The following is a 17,141-nucleotide window of genomic DNA, read 5'->3' as shown; positions in this document are numbered from 1 at the left end:
AGTTTTTTTATTCAGTTGGATAATGTTTTAAAAAATACGTTAATGCTTGTAGTTCAATGGACAAATCAATATGATGAACACGTACATGGTCAGGTACCGTTAATCGAGCTGGAGTAAAATTTAAGATTCCCTTTATCCCAACCGAAACGAGACGGTCTGCAATTTTTTGTGCAACTTGTGAGGGAACCGTTAAGATAGCGACGGTCACTTCTGGGTCCATCCTCTCTTCAAACTCATCTAAATGATAGATCGGCACATTACCAATTTGTGAACCAACTTTTTCTTCATCAACATCAAACGCCATTACAATTTTCGTATTGTTATTTTTAGAAAAATTATAATGTAAAAACGCTGTGCCAAGATTTCCGACTCCAATTAAAAATACTTTTGTCGTTTCATCTTGATCTAATGTTTTCCGAAAGAACGTAAGCAAATAATTGACATTGTAACCGTAACCCTTTTTGCCAAGGGCACCAAAATAAGAAAAATCTCTCCGTATTGTGGCGGAATCTACTTTTACCGCTTCACTTAACTCAGATGAGGACACCCGCTGTTTTCCAGAAGCATGGAGATTTTCTAAAAATCGATAATACAATGGTAGCCGTTTGGCTGTCGCTTGTGGAATTTTTGTCTGCTCCATATAAGACGCCTCCATCTTCCGCTTCCTATTGTGAATTTGGGTACAAGATACCTACTCATATTGTACACCATTTTTGCTCGACTGCAATCGATTACGTCATCTGTTCATGAAGTTGTTGAATAGTTAGGAATGCGATACACTTAATTTATCCTTAATTTTAAAAATACACGTACTATTATTAGTCAGGAAGGAAAGAAATATGATTTTGTTACAATGCGTTCAATTAACTAAATCGTTTGGTGCTGAACCTATTTTATCGAATATAAAGCTAGAAATACAGTCAAGAGAACGAATAGCTTTAGTTGGGCGGAACGGCGCTGGAAAATCAACATTGTTAAAAATATTAGCCGGGCAACTCTCCTATGACTCTGGTGAAATTATCATACCAAAACACGTGACATTTGGATACCTCTCTCAACATTCTGGACTAGAATCTGAACTTTCTATTTGGGAAGAAATGCTTCTTGTTTTTGAACCATTACGTAAAATGGAAAAGCAACTTCGCCAGCTTGAACGGTCGATGGCTGACCCTGCTGTTTTAGCGAATGCGACAAAATATGAAAAGCTCTTAGCAGAATATGACCAACTACAAGTCAATTTTAAAGATGAAGGTGGGTATCAATACGAAGCCGACATTAGGTCTGTGTTAGCTGGCTTACATTTTGATCATCTCGACTACTCTACAAAAATTTCATCCTTAAGCGGTGGCCAAAAAACAAGATTAGCGCTTGGTAAACTTTTATTAACAAAGCCCCATTTACTTATTTTGGACGAGCCGACGAACCATCTTGATATCGAAACTTTAACATGGCTTGAACAATATTTATCGAATTATGATGGTGCTGTTTTCATCGTGTCGCATGACCGCTATTTCTTAGATAAAATTGTCAATCAAGTGTATGAGCTCTCCCGCACAAAAGCAACAAAGTTTAGCGGAAACTATAGTGATTATTTAGAAGAAAAAGCAAGACGCTTTGAACAAGATGTGAAGCAATATGAAAAACAGCAAGATGAAATTGCAAAACTCGAAGACTTTGTACAACGAAATATTGCTAGAGCGTCAACAACAAAGCGAGCACAAAGCCGCCGTAAACAGCTAGAACGTATGGAGCGCATGGATCGCCCCGCTGGAATGGAAAAGGCAACATCCTTTTCCTTTACAATTGACCGACAAACAGGAAATGAAGTTGTTAAAGTATCCGACCTTTCTGTGCAATTTGGTGATACACCGTTATTTCAAAACATCACCTTTGATATTACTCGAGGTGAAAGTGTTGCTTTAGTCGGTCCAAATGGAATCGGTAAATCGACATTATTAAAAGTGTTAACGGAACAACTCGAACCAAAAGAAGGGCATTTTCGCTTAGGTAGTAATGTAAAAATCGGTTATTATGACCAAGAACAAGCTAACTTATCTTCAAACAAGCAAGTACTATATGAGTTATGGGACGACTATCCGCTCACACCTGAAAAAGAAATACGAACCGTGTTAGGAAACTTCCTCTTTAGTGGAGATGATGTGTTAAAAGTCGTATCCGATTTGAGTGGTGGTGAAAAAGCAAGACTAGCATTAGCAAAATTAATGATGCAAAAAGCAAATTTCCTGATTTTAGATGAGCCGACAAACCACCTTGATTTAGATAGTAAAGAAGTGCTGGAATCGGCCTTGCTTGATTATCCAGGAACAATTCTGTTTGTTTCTCATGACCGATATTTCCTAAATCGATTAGCCACACAAATTATTGAGCTTTCTCCGACAAAGGTTACAACGTATTTAGGAGATTACGATTATTATGTAGAAAAAAAAGCTGAGATGGCGGAACGAAAAGAATTAGCGAACCAACAAAAAGCAACAACAGCAACAGAAAAAAACGTAAAATCAGATAAAACTGCTTTTCAACAAGATAAAGAGCAAAAACGAAAAGAACGCCAACGACTACGCCGTATTGAAGAAATTGAAGCTGAAATTGATAAGCTTGAGCAGCTTGTAAGTGAAACCGAGGAGTTATTATGTTTACCTGAGACATTTGAAGATGTTGAAAAAGCAAAAAACCTCCAAAACCAGGTTGAAACAACACAAGCACAAATTGAACAACTAATGGAAGAATGGGAACAGCTACAATCGGAGTAAGATTCTCATTCGGACATCTATTCCGCTATTTTAAAAAAAAACGACGATTTAGAAACCGATACGGACTTCTGTTCCGTTATTCCCGCTTAGTACGCTCCTTTTTGTTCAATTTTGTTGCAATAACGGAACTAATGTCCGAACGGTTGAAAAATCACATGATATTATCCTATATAACGGATTTGCTGTCCGTTACGAGAGTGGAACAATTATTTCTGTTCCACTCTTTCTTTTTCTTCTAACATCCAATAATAACTGAGTGCCACTAAAAGAAACATTGATGTTGCAGCAGCAACAACCCCTGAGTCATTTAAAACTAGTAAGGCAACAGAAGCGACAATCCCTGTTTGTAACACGGTTTTTTCAGCTTTATCACGTACAATTCGTTTTTGGCGCCATAATACAAAACCGATTAATATGTAACTTGTCACGAATAATTGAGTCCAATTAGAATACTTAAAAATTTTCCAATTCATCGCTAGTTTTCGTTTAATAACATCGTAAGCATAGCTGAAATCCCCACTTAACAGTCGTTCAAAAGCATAACCGATATGTGTTGTTTTTCCGGTCAATTGCAATAGAAATAAAAGACCAAATGCCGCTATGGCTAGAATCACTGCTCCAGCCCATACATTTCGTTTTCGTTTGATTGGTACATATTGAAAAAGTAAATATCCACATGCTACACCTGCCGCTAATGTTGCCCCTGCATTTGTGCCTAGATGACTCGCCCCTAGCATAAATAAAAGTCCAGCTAACATAAATCCGATTAAAGCTGACGTGTACCATGTTTGTTTTCGAAAGCATGGAGTGAGCACTAAAAGGACGGAAACAATATACACACCAGCATATTCATTTCCGATTCCATAATATCTCGCTCCAATTATCGGGTCATATCCTAAATACGAACGTTGCATTAATGGGTTTCCTAACAATAAATCCACAGTTAATACAAACACATGAGCAGCACCAACAAGAAGTAAAGGTTTTTTCACAAACGTTGTTAACAAATAACCTGTTACAATCGAAAAGAACGATAGTAACCAAAAATAATAGCCCACATCCACAATCGTTAGTAATCGTGGTGTCGTTAAAAACCAAAAAGGAGAACTGACAGCTGAAACTAATAACACTTTCGCTAACTTTATCCACAAGCGGTTCGCTGCTTTTCTCCATAGTAATATACTAATGGCCACTAACAATATAGTTAATAATGTGATATAGCTCGATAATATAACGCCTCTTGATTGATAAATCGTAAACGCTAAATTAACTTCCTCGAAAACCGTTGTATGGTCATAACCTTCACTCATCGTAAGTTGTAACGGTTGTCCCATTAAAATTGCTGGTTTATCAATGTTATATAAACTCAAAATGGTCGGGACAATGTCTAAATTGGAAATAATCGCTTCTTGGTTGGTCGTTTCGGAATACATGACTTGCGGAAACATCTTTTCTTTATGCCATACCCAAATTGGTGCAAGTTGCTTTTTCTCTTTATATGCTTCTTGATGCATCATAGGTGAAAGAAGGATGACGGTCCGCTCTCCTATTAACTGAACAATAAATTGTTCTAATTGGTTTAATGATGATTCATACTGTTTTTGAAAATGTTCATCCGTCATTTCCTCTTTTATCGAAAACAAACGTTGGAAGTCTCCCCATTCCACAACTGTAAACAATGAGGACTGTTTTTTTTCACGTTGTTGAATGCTATCCACAATGATATCCCCATCCATTTGATAACTAGCAGGAAACTGTGGATTGTTTACGACCCCTTTAACTACTGAACCCTTTGTTTCGCCTTGTTGGTCCATTGTAAAAAGAGAGCCGTATCGTATCTTTTCCCCTTCAATATCACTATGACCCATCACATATGTTGAAACTCCATGTTGTTTTAATGCTTCCCCAAGAATGGCAACTTCACCTTGATATGTGGATTGTTTATTTTTATCTACTAGCTTATGAAAATACGGGTGGAGCAAACTATCCTGTGGATAGCCACCTGTCCACTGTTTCATCACGTCTTTTGCAAGCACTGTTTCTATTTTTTCTCTTGGTTCAAAAGCATTCCAACCTTGAACACCAACTCCTCGAACACCCATACTTAATGAAACAGCATTATTTAAATAAGAGTATGGTCCATCTGGACGGATATTCATCCCGGCAAACGATGCCTGCTGCCATATGTCCTGATGTTGTCCCCATGTGTATAACCATGTCGCTTCGGCAAATGAAAGCTCTGGTACAAGCACGAGAACAACACTTTCCTCCTCAGACGATTGTGCCGTAACATTTATAGAAAAAAGAAAAAAAGCAAGAAATGAACAAGTCACTATCGTTTTTTTCAACCTATAACCCTACCTTTTTTGTTTTTATTCTAAAACTATCCACATTATACACAAGTTTGTCCACATACTGTGTATTGTTACAACTAGTGTTTTGAAAGTTATTCACATTATCCACATAGTTATCCACATATTTTTATAAACAATTAATAACCTTGATTTATTAAGGTTTTTTTCACTTATCCACTTATTCACGCTCGTTGTGGATAAACTTTTCCACATTAGATAAGAAAAACGCGTAGCGTCTTTTCATTTCAAGCGAAGTGCGGAGCCTTCGCTCTTCTAGAATAAGCTTTCAAAGCTTCACTACTACACCAAAATTTTTCTTACTTTAAAAAAACCTCATCTTCTCAGTTTTAACTGAAAAGATGAGGTTTAAACAAACCTAATGATTTAATTCTAAACCAGGTTGTCCATTTAATTGATAGGTGGCAAACTTGCCTTTCTTTACATAAATACTTGCTGCAGCACCGATCATTGCTGCATTATCGGTACAAAGCGACAGTGGTGGAATTACCAATTCAACAGGTTTATCAGCAAAAGATTGTTCTAGCTTTTCTCGTAATCCTCTGTTTGCTGCTACTCCACCTGCTAGAAGAAATTGTTTTACATTATATTGCTCAACAGCACGGATTGATTTTGTCACAAGCACATCAATCACACTCGCTTGGAAGCTAGCTGCTACATTTTCTTTTTTTAATTCAATCCCACGTTGGTTCGCATTGTGAAGTTGATTAATGACAGCAGATTTTAACCCGCTAAAACTAAAATCATAAGAATCTTGCTCTAACCACGCGCGAGGCAAATCGAGTGTATCTTCACCTTCGAGAGCAAGACGGTCAATATGAGGACCACCAGGATAAGGAAGTCCTAATGTACGCGCCACTTTATCATATGCTTCACCAACCGCATCATCTCTTGTTTCCCCAATAACTTCAAACACGCCATGTTCAGGCATATAGACAAGTTCTGTATGACCACCTGACACAACAAGGGTTAAAAGTGGAAATTGCAACTCTGTTACAAGCCGGTTCGCATAAATATGTCCCGCAATATGGTGAACACCAATTAAAGGAAGTTGATGGGCAAACGCGACGGCTTTCGCTGCATTGACTCCAATGAGAAGTGCTCCAACTAAACCTGGACCTTCTGTAACGGCTACTGCATCAAGCTCAGAAAATTGACAATTTGCTTTTTTCATAGCTTGCTCAATGATATATGTTATCTGCTCAACATGATGTCTTGATGCGATCTCTGGAACAACACCGCCAAAACGTTTATGGCTTTCAATTTGTGAAGAAACAACATTGGCTAGAATCTCTCGACCATTTTTGATAACAGCGACTGCCGTTTCGTCACAGCTTGTTTCAATTGCTAAAATTAATTCATCCTTCATCTAATACCACCCACATTATTAAGGCATCTTCGAGATTATCCGTGTAGTAATTTTTACGAATACCTCCCATTTTAAATCCTAACTTTCGATAAAGCTTTTGTGCTTTCTTATTGGAAACTCTCACTTCCAATGTCATCTTTTTTGAGCCGTAAGTTTTAGCTAATTCCATCATATAAAGTAAAAGCGCTTCTCCAAACTTCCTACCTTGATAATTAGAATGTATGGCAATGTTCGTAATATGCGCCTCGTCTAGTACTAACCAAACACCACAATAACCAATAATTTGGTTTTCATACTCCATAACAACATAATAAGCAAACTGGTTGTTCTTTAACTCATTAAAAAAAGCTTGTTGGCTCCATGGGACTGTAAAAGCATCATGCTCAACAATCAACACTTGCTCAATATCTTGAACCGTCATAAAACGAACGGTTGGTTGTTGATCACTCATTTTCATTCCCCTTCATTTGTTGCGCTTGTAACCATTTTGATTCAGCTTCTGCTAACTGCAAATAAGTTGGAGAAAACAGGTGAACATTTGATTCTCCATCTTCATTTGCTCCTAGTAGTGCCAATTCACTTGGCCGTGGATTAAAAAGTGATGGCGGGGCTACGAACACATGATGTTGTAGTTGTTCTACTAAAGTGCTTCTATGTAGTGATACATCATTACCAATAAATAAAATATCTTGCTCTTTTTCTTTTAGTATCGAAGCCCATTCACTTGTTAACAGTAGTCGGTCTTCTTCTACCTGGATGACGTCCAGTGTGTCTGTTGTTTGATATAACCCTGTATAAATTTGCCCTCGTCTTGCATCGTATAAAGGACAAATATATCCAGCAAACCCACGACCATTTTGCGCTAATACACGGAGACTGGACACACCTACTACTGGGATGGATAAAGACCAAGCTAATGTTTTCGCTGTCGTTACTGCAATTCTAACTCCGGTATAAGAACCTGGACCTTTGGCAACAACAATTTTATCCAATTCTTTTGGTAATACACCCACTTCTTGCATCACTTGCTCAATCGCAGGCATCAACCTGATTGAATGGTTCTTTTTAATATTTGTAATATATTCACCAAGGACTTTATTATTCTCTATAATTGCTACACCCATCACATATGTGGATGTATCTATCGCTAGCACTTTCATCGATTTTCAAACTCCTTACATAGTGAGATGTAACGGTTGCCCACAGGTGTGAAACGAATGCTGCGGGTATCCGCTTCTTCTCCTAACGTAATCGTGACAACTAGTTTCTCATCAGGTAATATCGACTCGATTTTACTAGGCCATTCCACAACAGTAATTCCTTCACCAGTAAAATATTCTTCAAATCCTAAATCTTCTTCTTCACTTTCTAAACGGTATGCATCCATATGATACAGAGGTAACAACCCTTTGTATTCTTTAATAATCGTAAACGTCGGGCTATTAACGACACGGGTAATGCCTAAGCCTTTCGCAATTCCTTTCGTGAAATGCGTTTTCCCAGCGCCTAAATCTCCTTCTAATGTTATAACATCACCAGGGTGAAAAAAATGAGCCAGTGCTTGTCCAACTGCCATTGTTTCTTCTGGTGAATGACTTTTATATGTAAAAGTATTCATTGCATTTCCTTTCACAATCATTTTTTAAAATGATTGTATCCTTTCTTATCTACTTTTCTTTTTTTTCCGTTGTCCATTAAAAATACACCGGCTTCTCCTTCTTCGACATAACCAATAGCCGTTAATATGATTCCATGTTTTTCACATGTATCATTTAAGCGTTGCCATTCTTTTTGCTGAACAGTCCCAATCAACTGAAAATCTTCTCCTCCGAATAAAGCATATTCAAGTTGCTTTTCTCTGCTATAGCATTCAAGCTCCATTCCTGTTGGAATTTTATCTGCTTCTATGAGAAGTGTTACCTCACTCGCTTCTGCAATTTCATGTGCTTCACTCGCCACACCATCACTAATATCATTAAGTGCCATTCTTAACTGACTCGAAATAAAACATCTCCCAGCTTCTATTTGCGGCATTGGCATTTGATGTTTGCCTACAAGAACTTTTTCATTCGGTGTAAACTTAGCATGAACACCATGTTTGAATAAAAGGTCTAATCCTGCAGCAGAATGCCCAACAACTCCTGTTACAAAAACAATATCATCAGGCTTCGCATGGCTTCGTAAAAGCGCTGATCCTTTTTCGACGTGACCCAATGCTGTGACAGATATAACTAGTTTATCATCTGTTGATACGGTATCGCCACCAAGTAAATCCATCTTATAGTTTTCAGCTAACTGGGTCATACCTCTATATATGTCATCGATTTCATTATCTGACCAATGAGGCGGAATCGCGATACTCACTAAATAATAAAGTGGAACTGCCCCCATTGCTGCTAAATCACTAATATTTATCGCCAATGCTTTATAGCCAATATGCTTAGGTAATAATGTATCTTTGCGAAAATGTATGCCTTCAACCATCGTATCTACACAAACAACTTGTTCAAAACCTTGCTTTGCTTCGTAAACTGCTGCATCATCACCTATTCCAACAGTAATGGATTGTTGATTTTTCTTTGCTGGTGTTATTCTCTTTATAAATTCAAATTCATCTTTCATCTAACCACACCTATTTCTATAATATCCATCCATTTTCTTATTGTATAGAAAACATCCACATAAGCCAAGAGACCATTCTGGTGTAAAGAAAAACGCGGAGCGTCTTTTCTTTCAAGCGAAGTGCGGAGCCTTGCCCGCTTTTGACAGTGAAGCCCACGTGCTTTTCTTGGGGTGAAACGCGCAGGTGCGCAGCCTTCGCTCTCCTTGAATAAGCTTTAAAAGCTTCACTGCTATACCAAAATTTTTATACTCCCTCATCTTATAAAAAAAACCTTAGGATGGGGATCCTAAGGCTTTAACGGTATATGTGATACTATGTATTGGAATTTGGTTGCGGGGATAGGATTTGAACCTATGACCTTCGGGTTATGAGCCCGACGAGCTACCAGACTGCTCCACCCCGCGACGTTCTAAAGTTAATGGATGTTGCTTTTTGCTTCGAAGGGGAACTCTTCCTCTTCTCGCTTACTCTACGATGTGGATGCGTCGAGTTTACTCAATGACTTTTCATCGATGTTCTTGCTCGTTGCTCCACCCCGCGACGTTCTAAAGTTAATGGATGTTGCTTTTTGCTTCGGATGTGTATGTGTTTTACGCCACAAAAAATATAATAACATATTACATATTTGAATGCAACTCTTTTCTTAAGTTTTTTGTTTATAACCTGTTGTCTATATTATATTCGATTATTAGCGTTTTATACACTAGTCCCCCTTTAATTTTCAACAAGCACTGTCTTTTTTATCTGTTTATTATGATTACCTTAATAAAAAGCGGGGAAGAAAAGCGCAAAAGGTTATTTTTCTTTTCTTCCTCTTGTATTAGTTCAGGGTGATAAGACCTGATGATGATTTTAACGTTAACGTAGACCCTCCCGAACCTAGCTCAGCAAATAATTTTTTACCTCCCCCTTGCGACTGGATCATATTTGAAGAAAATAAAGTCGTTTGTATGTTTCCGGCTTCTGTACTAACATCAATAAAAACATTTTGAGGTTCATTTTTAAACGTGAAGTTAATCTTACCTGAAAGGGTTGAGATGTTACTGTCATCTATAAAATTGCCATCATGTTGAATCGAAGTGACTCCTGTTTCATTCGCAATCTGCATGCTGCCTGTTATTTTTTCTAACGTTACATTGCCAGAGACAACATCTCCATGAATGCGATTGCCTTTAAACCCATTAAGATAAATGTCACCCGAGCTGACAGTCAGTATTAAGTTTTCAGCTTGAATGTCTTTTCCCGAAATATTTCCTGAAGCTGTAACAACATCAATCGTATTATACACACGCTCAGGAAACTCAATAATCAGAGTCTCTGACTTAAAGTTAATAATCTTTGATGAGCGACTGGCATCTATTGTTAAAACATTACCTTTTGTCTCGATAGAAAGGTTCTTATCATTCTTCATCGCTACTTTAAAGTCGTCATCATGGGAAGGTTGCAATTGAATATTTTGCCCCATTGTTTTAATGATTAATTCTTCAATTCCATCCCCAGGAATACTTTCACTGTTAACGATATTGCTTGAGTCAGAGCAAGCTGTCATATTAAGCATAATTATAATGGCAAAAATTACGGAAAGAATATTTAATTTTAAACTTTTCATATTATTCCTCTTTTGCTAATTATTTTTTTTCGAAAACCAACCTTATTAGTTTGAAGTAAATGAATAAGGATAGACATTGCCATTAATGACACGGTAAGGAATAAATATAATTTGTTGTATGAATTTGAAATGCCCAAAAAATCAAGATATGGAATCCCATTAACTGGACCTAAGTACCACCACAACATAAAAAAAACTTCAAACAATTTTCTTGAACCACTTACTAGACCAAGCGAGTACCCTAGCGTAGGAATAAAAAACACGCCTATGAGCCAAGAATAAAATAGCGGAAATTGACCATCAAGCAAAAATCGAACCATTACTCCAGAAGATACAAGAAACGTAATAGAAACCCCTGCTATCCAAACTGCAATTGCTCTTAATACAGGCGAACCACTTGAGAGTATCAATTCTCTTGTGAAATATTGCCTTTCTCGAGTTGCCAATTGCGACCAAATTGCTATTGGTAAAACAAAAATAAATGGTAGCCATTTTCGCAAACTCTCTAATGAACAAAAAAAACTTACTAATATACTTCCGATTAAAAGCAAATACCACCACACCGAGTACCCTTTTAACATTAGACGACATTCAGCCCACACTACTCTAAAAAGCTTAAGCTTAGGTTCATTTACGACTGGAGAGAACTGAAATCCTTGTTGTAGCTCAGTTCTAAAATTAAACTTTCTTTCTGCTTGAAAATGCGTTTCCCTTTCTCTACTTCGTTTAACACTATCATTCTGAAATCGCTTAAATATCATAGACGAAATAAGCACTATACACAAAGCTATAAGAACCCATACCAAGCGTTGACCAAGAAGGTTTGGTTGCCAATGAACCCCTTCCCATATGAAGGTTGAAATTTCCCCTTCAATTGGATAATAACCAAAGCTTCCTCCCTCTTCACTAATTTCTAGAAAGCTATACTTCACTTTTGCTTCTTCGACCATATCAGAACGAATAGCATCTAGACCGTATAAGTCCACTATACTGTTCGGACTAGCAATTGAAATAACGCTAAAAAAAATCCATAAACCGAAAAATACAATATTTCCAATAACCCCCTTCAAACCTGGTACGACATCAAATAGTATCGTTAGCGAAGCAAGTACAAATAAAGATGGCAAAACAATAAACAAAAATGGTAGGAAGTAGTCGGCTATTTGTAGCTGATAGCTTTCACCACGAATCAATTGCATCGTCATAAAAGCAAAAATCATGATTAGTTCAATTACTAGTAGAACTATAAAGTTAGACAGCCCTTTACTAAAAAGATAACGGAAATTACAAATTGGGGTTGCAGCAATAATCTGACCTACTTGTAATCTGTCGTCTTCAGATATTTGGCTTCTTAATAAATAAAAACCAAATAACCATAATAACAATGTCGAAAACATAGCTACCATTCCACCAAGCCAAGCCGAATTATAAATCCCTCTAATTCCACCTATATAGAAAACCTCATATCCTGCATTCACTGATGGGACACTAGCATAACCAATAAAAATACTCATTCCAATAACAATAAGGAAAGAATAACTTCTCATTTGCTTTATTACATGGCTTTTTATTAAATATACGTAGCTGAGTGCTATATTCATTTACTCCACCCCTAACGATGTAACATAGTAGAGATAAGCATCTTCTAAAGTGGCTGGTAATAAAGTTGAATTTTCAGGTGGACGTCTTTCCGATACAACTCTTGCATGAACCCCATCACTTCGATGTATGGCACTACTAATCGTATATCGATCCTGTAGCTCCTGGAATTTCGTTGTTGGAACAACACATTTCCACACTTTATTTTCGATACTTTTGATTAATTGTTCCGGAGATGTATACATGACTAAATGCCCTCTGGATAAAACAGCGATGGAAGGAGCAATTGACTCAATATCGGTTACAATATGTGTAGATAAGATAATGATTCGATTAGAGGATAAAGTAGAAAGTAAATTTCTGAAACGTATTCTTTCCTCCGGATCCAATCCCACTGTTGGCTCATCTATGATTAATAGCGAAGGGTCATTCAATAGAGCTTGGGCAATACCTACACGTTGTTTCATTCCACCAGAGAATCTACCTAACAACCTTCTTTTTTCATTCTCAAGATTTAGCGCCACTAATAATTCATCAATTCTTTTTTTGGCTGAAGACTTCTCTAAACCTTTCAAAGCAGCCATATATTCAAGAAACTCAACAGGATTCATATTAGGGTATACACCAAAGTCTTGTGGTAAATAGCCCAATTCTTTTCTTAGATAATTTGGGTCTTCTGTCGTTTGAACTCCATTCCATAAAATCGTTCCTTCTGACGGATTTTCAATTGTAGCTAACAAGCGCATGAGTGTTGATTTACCAGCACCATTAGGACCTAATAAACCTAGAACACCCGGCTTTAGCTTTAGATTAATATCTTGCAGAGCTTTCTTCGTCCCATACTTTTTTGAAACGTGCTGAATCGATAGTTCCATTGTTTTACCTCCATGAATGCTATTTACTTTTATGTTAAACAAGTAAAGTAAAATCAAAGTAAATTCAATACTAAATGGAGGTAACAATTAGGAACTTTTTTCATTAAAATTACAAAAAGTAGAAATAACCTTTATACTTCAACTGAGTTTTGTTATCGCCTTATATTTTTCACCCTTTATTTTACTGTTATGTGTTAATATACTAATTGACTATAAATAGAAGGTTTTAGGGAGGTTTCCTTTTTGTTTAGAACTGAAAAAATATTATTAATAGACGACGAGAAGGGCATTTTAGATATACTCCAACTCACCTTGAAAAAAGAAAGATTCCAGGATATAACCTGCGCTACAACTGGAAATGATACGTTACATCTATTAAGGAAATATTCATACGACATAATTTTACTAGACGTTATGCTACCTGATTTCGATGGGTTTGAATTATGTAAAGAAATTCGCAAATCAACAAATACACCGATTATCTTCATAACTTCTTGTTCGAGTGATTATAATAAGTTAACTGGACTAGGCATAGGTGGAGATGATTATATAACTAAGCCTTTTAATCCCCTTGAAGTCGTCGCTCGAATCAACGTTATTTTACGTCGTAATACTATGTTTAAGCTTAGGCACAGCAACGATAATTACTTGGATGAACCAAGTGAATTTACGTATGGACCATTTTGCTTAATGCCAAAAAAAGCCATACTTATTGTTGAAGGAGAAGAAATCGTATGTACAGCAAAAGAACTAGATTTATTATCGTTCTTTTTTAAAAATCCTAATAGAATTTTCACAACATCTCAGTTATATGACTTCGTATGGAATGCAGATGGGTACGGTGAAGAGAAAACGGTCACTATTCACATTTCTAAAATTAGAAAAAAACTTAAAGACGACCCTAGAAAACCAAAAGTGATTGTGAACTTACGAGGAATTGGATATAAGTTTGTACCTCCAAAAGAAAGGTAATCTGAGCAAATGAGAATTCGTTTTAGTTTATACTTTATAGTAGGCTTATTTATTTGGATTATTAGTTTTGGCGTATTCATTATGGTAACTCTCGATTTCATCTTCCCAAACATTGGACTAACTAGTGAGAACACTTGGTATGATTTAATCGTTTTTTTTGTGTTCTTACTCATTATTTTAGTAAGTAGTGTTTTTTGTGCATGGTTTTTAGGAAACCCTTTATGGTTTATACTGACGTGGATTAAACAGTTAACTAGAGGTGAATACGCTCCTCCCTCTACAAAACGTAACATTTATAACAAGAAAGGAAAACTGCGATTACATTATAAGCTTTATGAGAATGTAATTAATAATATCCAAACTCTAGCCTTACATTTAAATAAGGCTGAAAGCGAACGTCTTAAGCTTGAGGAAGAGAAAAAAGATTGGCTTGCTGGAATATCTCACGATGTAAAAACTCCCCTCACCTACATAACAGGATATACGGCGTTATTGTTAAATGAAGAATACTCATGGACCGAGGAAGAAAAACATACGTTCATAGAGGAAATATCTCAAAAAGCTCATCATATTGAGTCGCTGATCCATGATTTAAATCTATCGTTTCAGATGAATAACGTCCAAGCTCCAATCCCACTAAATAAAAGCGAGGTAAATCTAGTCGAATTTCTGAGAGCGTTAATCGCGGATATAAGCAATGATCCTAGAGCGCTTTCTTACCTAAGCTTTCATTCTACTAACCCGTTCATTAACATCTCAATCGATCAGCGTTTAATTTATCGAGCGATTCAAAATCTTATTATGAATGCTATTCTTCACAATCCAGAGGAAACATGCATTGATGTTTTTGTCATAGTTGAACAAGAGCAATTTGTTACCATCACAATAAGAGATAACGGTGTAGGCATGGATCAAGAAACTTTGAATAATCTTTTCAATAAGTATTATCGTGGAACCCCTACTTCATCTGATTTTAGTTCGGGGCTTGGTATGTCAATAGTAAAGAGTCTTATTATTGCACATGGCGGAAATATTGATGTAAGTAGTGAAATTACAAAAGGAACCATTGTACAAGTGCATTTACCTTTAAATTAAACGAATTAATATTTCTCACTTCCTCCAAGACTACTTTCGTTATTAAAAGGATTATCGTTTAAATAACGAGCCTGAATCTTTACACTGTATAATAATGGTAAAGATTCAGGCGTCGTTCAGCTACAAACATTTACTTCTTTGCTTGTTTTATAGCTTTAACCATTTCATCGATAATATCCTGATCATCTTCAATCCCTACAGATATACGAACAAGCCCACTTGTTATTCCAAGCTTTTGTCGTAACTCATCAGGAACTGTTCGGTGAGACGTTCTTAATGGGTATGTCACTGTTGTTTCTACTCCTGCTAATGTTGGAACAATTCGAATCCAAGAAAGCGATTTGAAATAAGTTTCCACATCTACACCTTCTGCAAGTTCCATACTCACCATTGCACCGTTTCCTTTGTCAGATAGGGTAGTTGGATAATATACTTTAGAAACCTCTTCACATGATTGCAGTGCCTCTGCTAGTGTTTTGGCATTTTGAGCTTGTCTTTCCATTCGTATACTAATTGTTTTTAATCCACGACACGCTAACCATGCTTCGAATGGACTTAAGTTACAACCTAAGCTGACAATTTTCGTCTTTGCTTTATTGATTAGCTCCTCTGATCCAACAAGGACGCCAGCTGTAACATCACTATGTCCCCCTATATATTTTGTAGCACTATGGATCACTAAATCAGCACCTAATTTAATCGGTTGCATAAAAAGAGGGGTAGCAAACGTATTATCAATCATTGTATACAAATTATACTTTCTTGCAATGGAGACAACACCCTTTACATCTTCTACTCGTAGTAATGGGTTACTAACCGATTCCGTATAAAGTAATACTGTATTCTCTTTAATACTATTTAAAATTTCTGATTCATTCTCAAAAGAAACAAAACTCACCGTAATCCCAAAGTTGGCCAATTCTACGGCAAACATTTGATATGTTCCGCCATACAAGTCTTCTGAAGCGATAATATGTTCTCCCGGTTTCACAACAGCTAAAACTCCTGCTAAAATCGCTGCCATTCCTGATGAAGCAGCAACTCCAGCTTCAGCTTCTTCCAAAGAGGCAACACCTCTCCCTAAATCATCAGTATTTGGATTTCCAAAGCGAGAATATAAATAGTCTTTTTCACCTTCATAAAATTTCTCCATATCATCCAAATCAGAAAATGCAAAAGCAGAAGTTTGATAGATTGGTTGGGTTTTACTCATATTTTTCATGTTTTCTTTTTGTGTAAAATGAACCGAGCGCGTATTAAATCCTAACGACATTTGGACTCCACCTTTTTCTAAGTATGCACTTATTGTAACGGCTTCCGAAACTTTTATCAAACGCCAATGCTTTATATCGTTACGATTACAAATATATGTAAAATTATTTCCCAGGTATTAAATACCTAGAACAATTGATGTGGAATGATATTGAATTAAGACCACGGAGGATGAGCCTTTTTTTACGCTTGCGGAAAAGTGACTCATTAAGTGCGTTCTAAGGGGAGCAACAGTTCTAACGGACATCTGTTCCGCTATCTTAAGAAAAAGAGGGGTTTTTAAAATACTAATGGACATCAGTTCTGTTATTTCACCAAAACAACACCAAAAAGTCATCATTTTCCTAATGTAACGGAACTGATGTCCGTTAAGAACGGGAAAAGGCTTGTTTTTTATAAAATAGCGGAATAGGTGTCCGATAAAAAAAACACATGACGTCTATAGACATCATGTGTTTTTCATTTGCTTAGCAACGTCCTACTCTCACAGGGGGAAGCCCCCAACTACCATCGGCGCTGATGAGCTTAACTTCCGTGTTCGGCATGGGAACGGGTGTGACCTCATCGCTATCGTCACTAAACCT

14 protein-coding genes, 1 tRNA gene and 1 rRNA gene are annotated in these 17,141 nt (G+C 36.8%); 3 read left to right on the top strand and 13 right to left on the bottom strand.

Features of this window, described 5'->3' with window-relative positions; genetic code table 11:
* Positions 1-7 precede the first annotated feature (7 nt).
* Entirely contained in the window at positions 8-640 is a 633-nt protein-coding gene (locus tag T323_RS0111020; RefSeq protein ID WP_035178468.1) for a redox-sensing transcriptional repressor Rex, read from the bottom strand.
* A gap of 199 nt (positions 641-839) precedes the next feature.
* Between T323_RS0111020 and T323_RS0111015 the strand changes: the two genes are divergently transcribed.
* Positions 840-2,771, top strand: a complete 1,932-nt coding sequence (locus tag T323_RS0111015) for an ABC-F family ATP-binding cassette domain-containing protein (protein ID WP_026673331.1) — start codon at positions 840-842, stop codon at positions 2,769-2,771.
* A gap of 206 nt (positions 2,772-2,977) precedes the next feature.
* On the opposite strand, the gene T323_RS0111010 is transcribed toward T323_RS0111015, so the two are convergent.
* The 10 genes from T323_RS0111010 to T323_RS0110965 all read right to left on the bottom strand — a co-directional run bounded on the left by T323_RS0111010 (position 2,978) and on the right by T323_RS0110965 (position 13,218).
* Positions 2,978-5,119 (bottom strand): hypothetical protein, encoded by a 2,142-nt coding sequence (locus T323_RS0111010; RefSeq protein ID WP_026673330.1) that lies wholly within the window; start codon positions 5,117-5,119, stop codon positions 2,978-2,980.
* A gap of 382 nt (positions 5,120-5,501) precedes the next feature.
* Positions 5,502-6,512 carry a tRNA (adenosine(37)-N6)-threonylcarbamoyltransferase complex transferase subunit TsaD gene (gene tsaD, locus T323_RS0111005; RefSeq protein ID WP_026673329.1) on the bottom strand — a complete coding sequence of 337 codons (1,011 nt, stop codon included), beginning with the start codon at positions 6,510-6,512 and terminating at the stop codon, positions 5,502-5,504.
* Entirely contained in the window at positions 6,502-6,963 is a 462-nt protein-coding gene (gene rimI, locus T323_RS0111000; RefSeq protein WP_026673328.1) for a ribosomal protein S18-alanine N-acetyltransferase, read from the bottom strand. Before rimI ends, tsaD begins: the two co-directional genes overlap by 11 nt.
* Entirely contained in the window at positions 6,956-7,672 is a 717-nt protein-coding gene (tsaB, locus tag T323_RS0110995) for a tRNA (adenosine(37)-N6)-threonylcarbamoyltransferase complex dimerization subunit type 1 TsaB (protein WP_026673327.1), read from the bottom strand. The genes rimI and tsaB overlap by 8 nt, the downstream gene beginning before the upstream one ends.
* Complete coding sequence (tsaE, locus tag T323_RS0110990) at positions 7,669-8,130, bottom strand: tRNA (adenosine(37)-N6)-threonylcarbamoyltransferase complex ATPase subunit type 1 TsaE (RefSeq protein ID WP_026673326.1); 462 nt, start codon at positions 8,128-8,130, stop codon at positions 7,669-7,671. The genes tsaB and tsaE overlap by 4 nt, the downstream gene beginning before the upstream one ends.
* Before the next feature lie 17 nt (positions 8,131-8,147).
* The gene (gene thiL, locus T323_RS0110985; protein ID WP_026673325.1) at positions 8,148-9,134 is read right to left on the bottom strand and encodes a thiamine-phosphate kinase; all 987 of its coding nucleotides are present in this window, start codon (positions 9,132-9,134) and stop codon (positions 8,148-8,150) included.
* Between the two features lie 328 nt (positions 9,135-9,462).
* Positions 9,463-9,539 (bottom strand) — tRNA-Met (locus T323_RS0110980).
* A 416-nt stretch (positions 9,540-9,955) separates the two neighbouring features.
* Entirely contained in the window at positions 9,956-10,744 is a 789-nt protein-coding gene (locus T323_RS0110975; protein ID WP_026673324.1) for a DUF4097 family beta strand repeat-containing protein, read from the bottom strand.
* Positions 10,741-12,345, bottom strand: coding sequence for a hypothetical protein (locus T323_RS26555; protein ID WP_035178466.1), 1,605 nt, complete (start codon positions 12,343-12,345; stop codon positions 10,741-10,743). The genes T323_RS0110975 and T323_RS26555 overlap by 4 nt, the downstream gene beginning before the upstream one ends.
* Complete coding sequence (locus T323_RS0110965; protein ID WP_026673323.1) at positions 12,346-13,218, bottom strand: ABC transporter ATP-binding protein; 873 nt, start codon at positions 13,216-13,218, stop codon at positions 12,346-12,348.
* 243 nt (positions 13,219-13,461) lie between these two features.
* Between T323_RS0110965 and T323_RS0110960 the strand changes: the two genes are divergently transcribed.
* Both T323_RS0110960 and T323_RS0110955 read left to right on the top strand, forming a co-directional pair.
* Positions 13,462-14,190 (top strand): response regulator transcription factor, encoded by a 729-nt coding sequence (locus T323_RS0110960; protein WP_026673322.1) that lies wholly within the window; start codon positions 13,462-13,464, stop codon positions 14,188-14,190.
* A gap of 9 nt (positions 14,191-14,199) precedes the next feature.
* On the top strand, positions 14,200-15,285 hold the full coding sequence (locus T323_RS0110955) for a sensor histidine kinase (RefSeq protein WP_026673321.1): 1,086 nt from the start codon (positions 14,200-14,202) through the stop codon (positions 15,283-15,285).
* A 130-nt stretch (positions 15,286-15,415) separates the two neighbouring features.
* Here T323_RS0110955 and T323_RS0110950 read toward each other — a convergent pair whose 3' ends face one another.
* Complete coding sequence (locus T323_RS0110950; protein ID WP_026673320.1) at positions 15,416-16,558, bottom strand: trans-sulfuration enzyme family protein; 1,143 nt, start codon at positions 16,556-16,558, stop codon at positions 15,416-15,418.
* A gap of 464 nt (positions 16,559-17,022) precedes the next feature.
* Positions 17,023-17,138 (bottom strand): 5S ribosomal RNA (gene rrf / locus T323_RS0110945).
* Positions 17,139-17,141 lie beyond the last annotated feature (3 nt).

It is taken from the genome of Alkalihalobacillus bogoriensis ATCC BAA-922, assembly GCF_000621445.1.
GTDB classification, from domain to species: domain Bacteria; phylum Bacillota; class Bacilli; order Bacillales; family Bacillaceae_F; genus Bacillus_AO; species Bacillus_AO bogoriense.
This window is presented reverse-complemented; position numbering and strand designations above follow the sequence as displayed.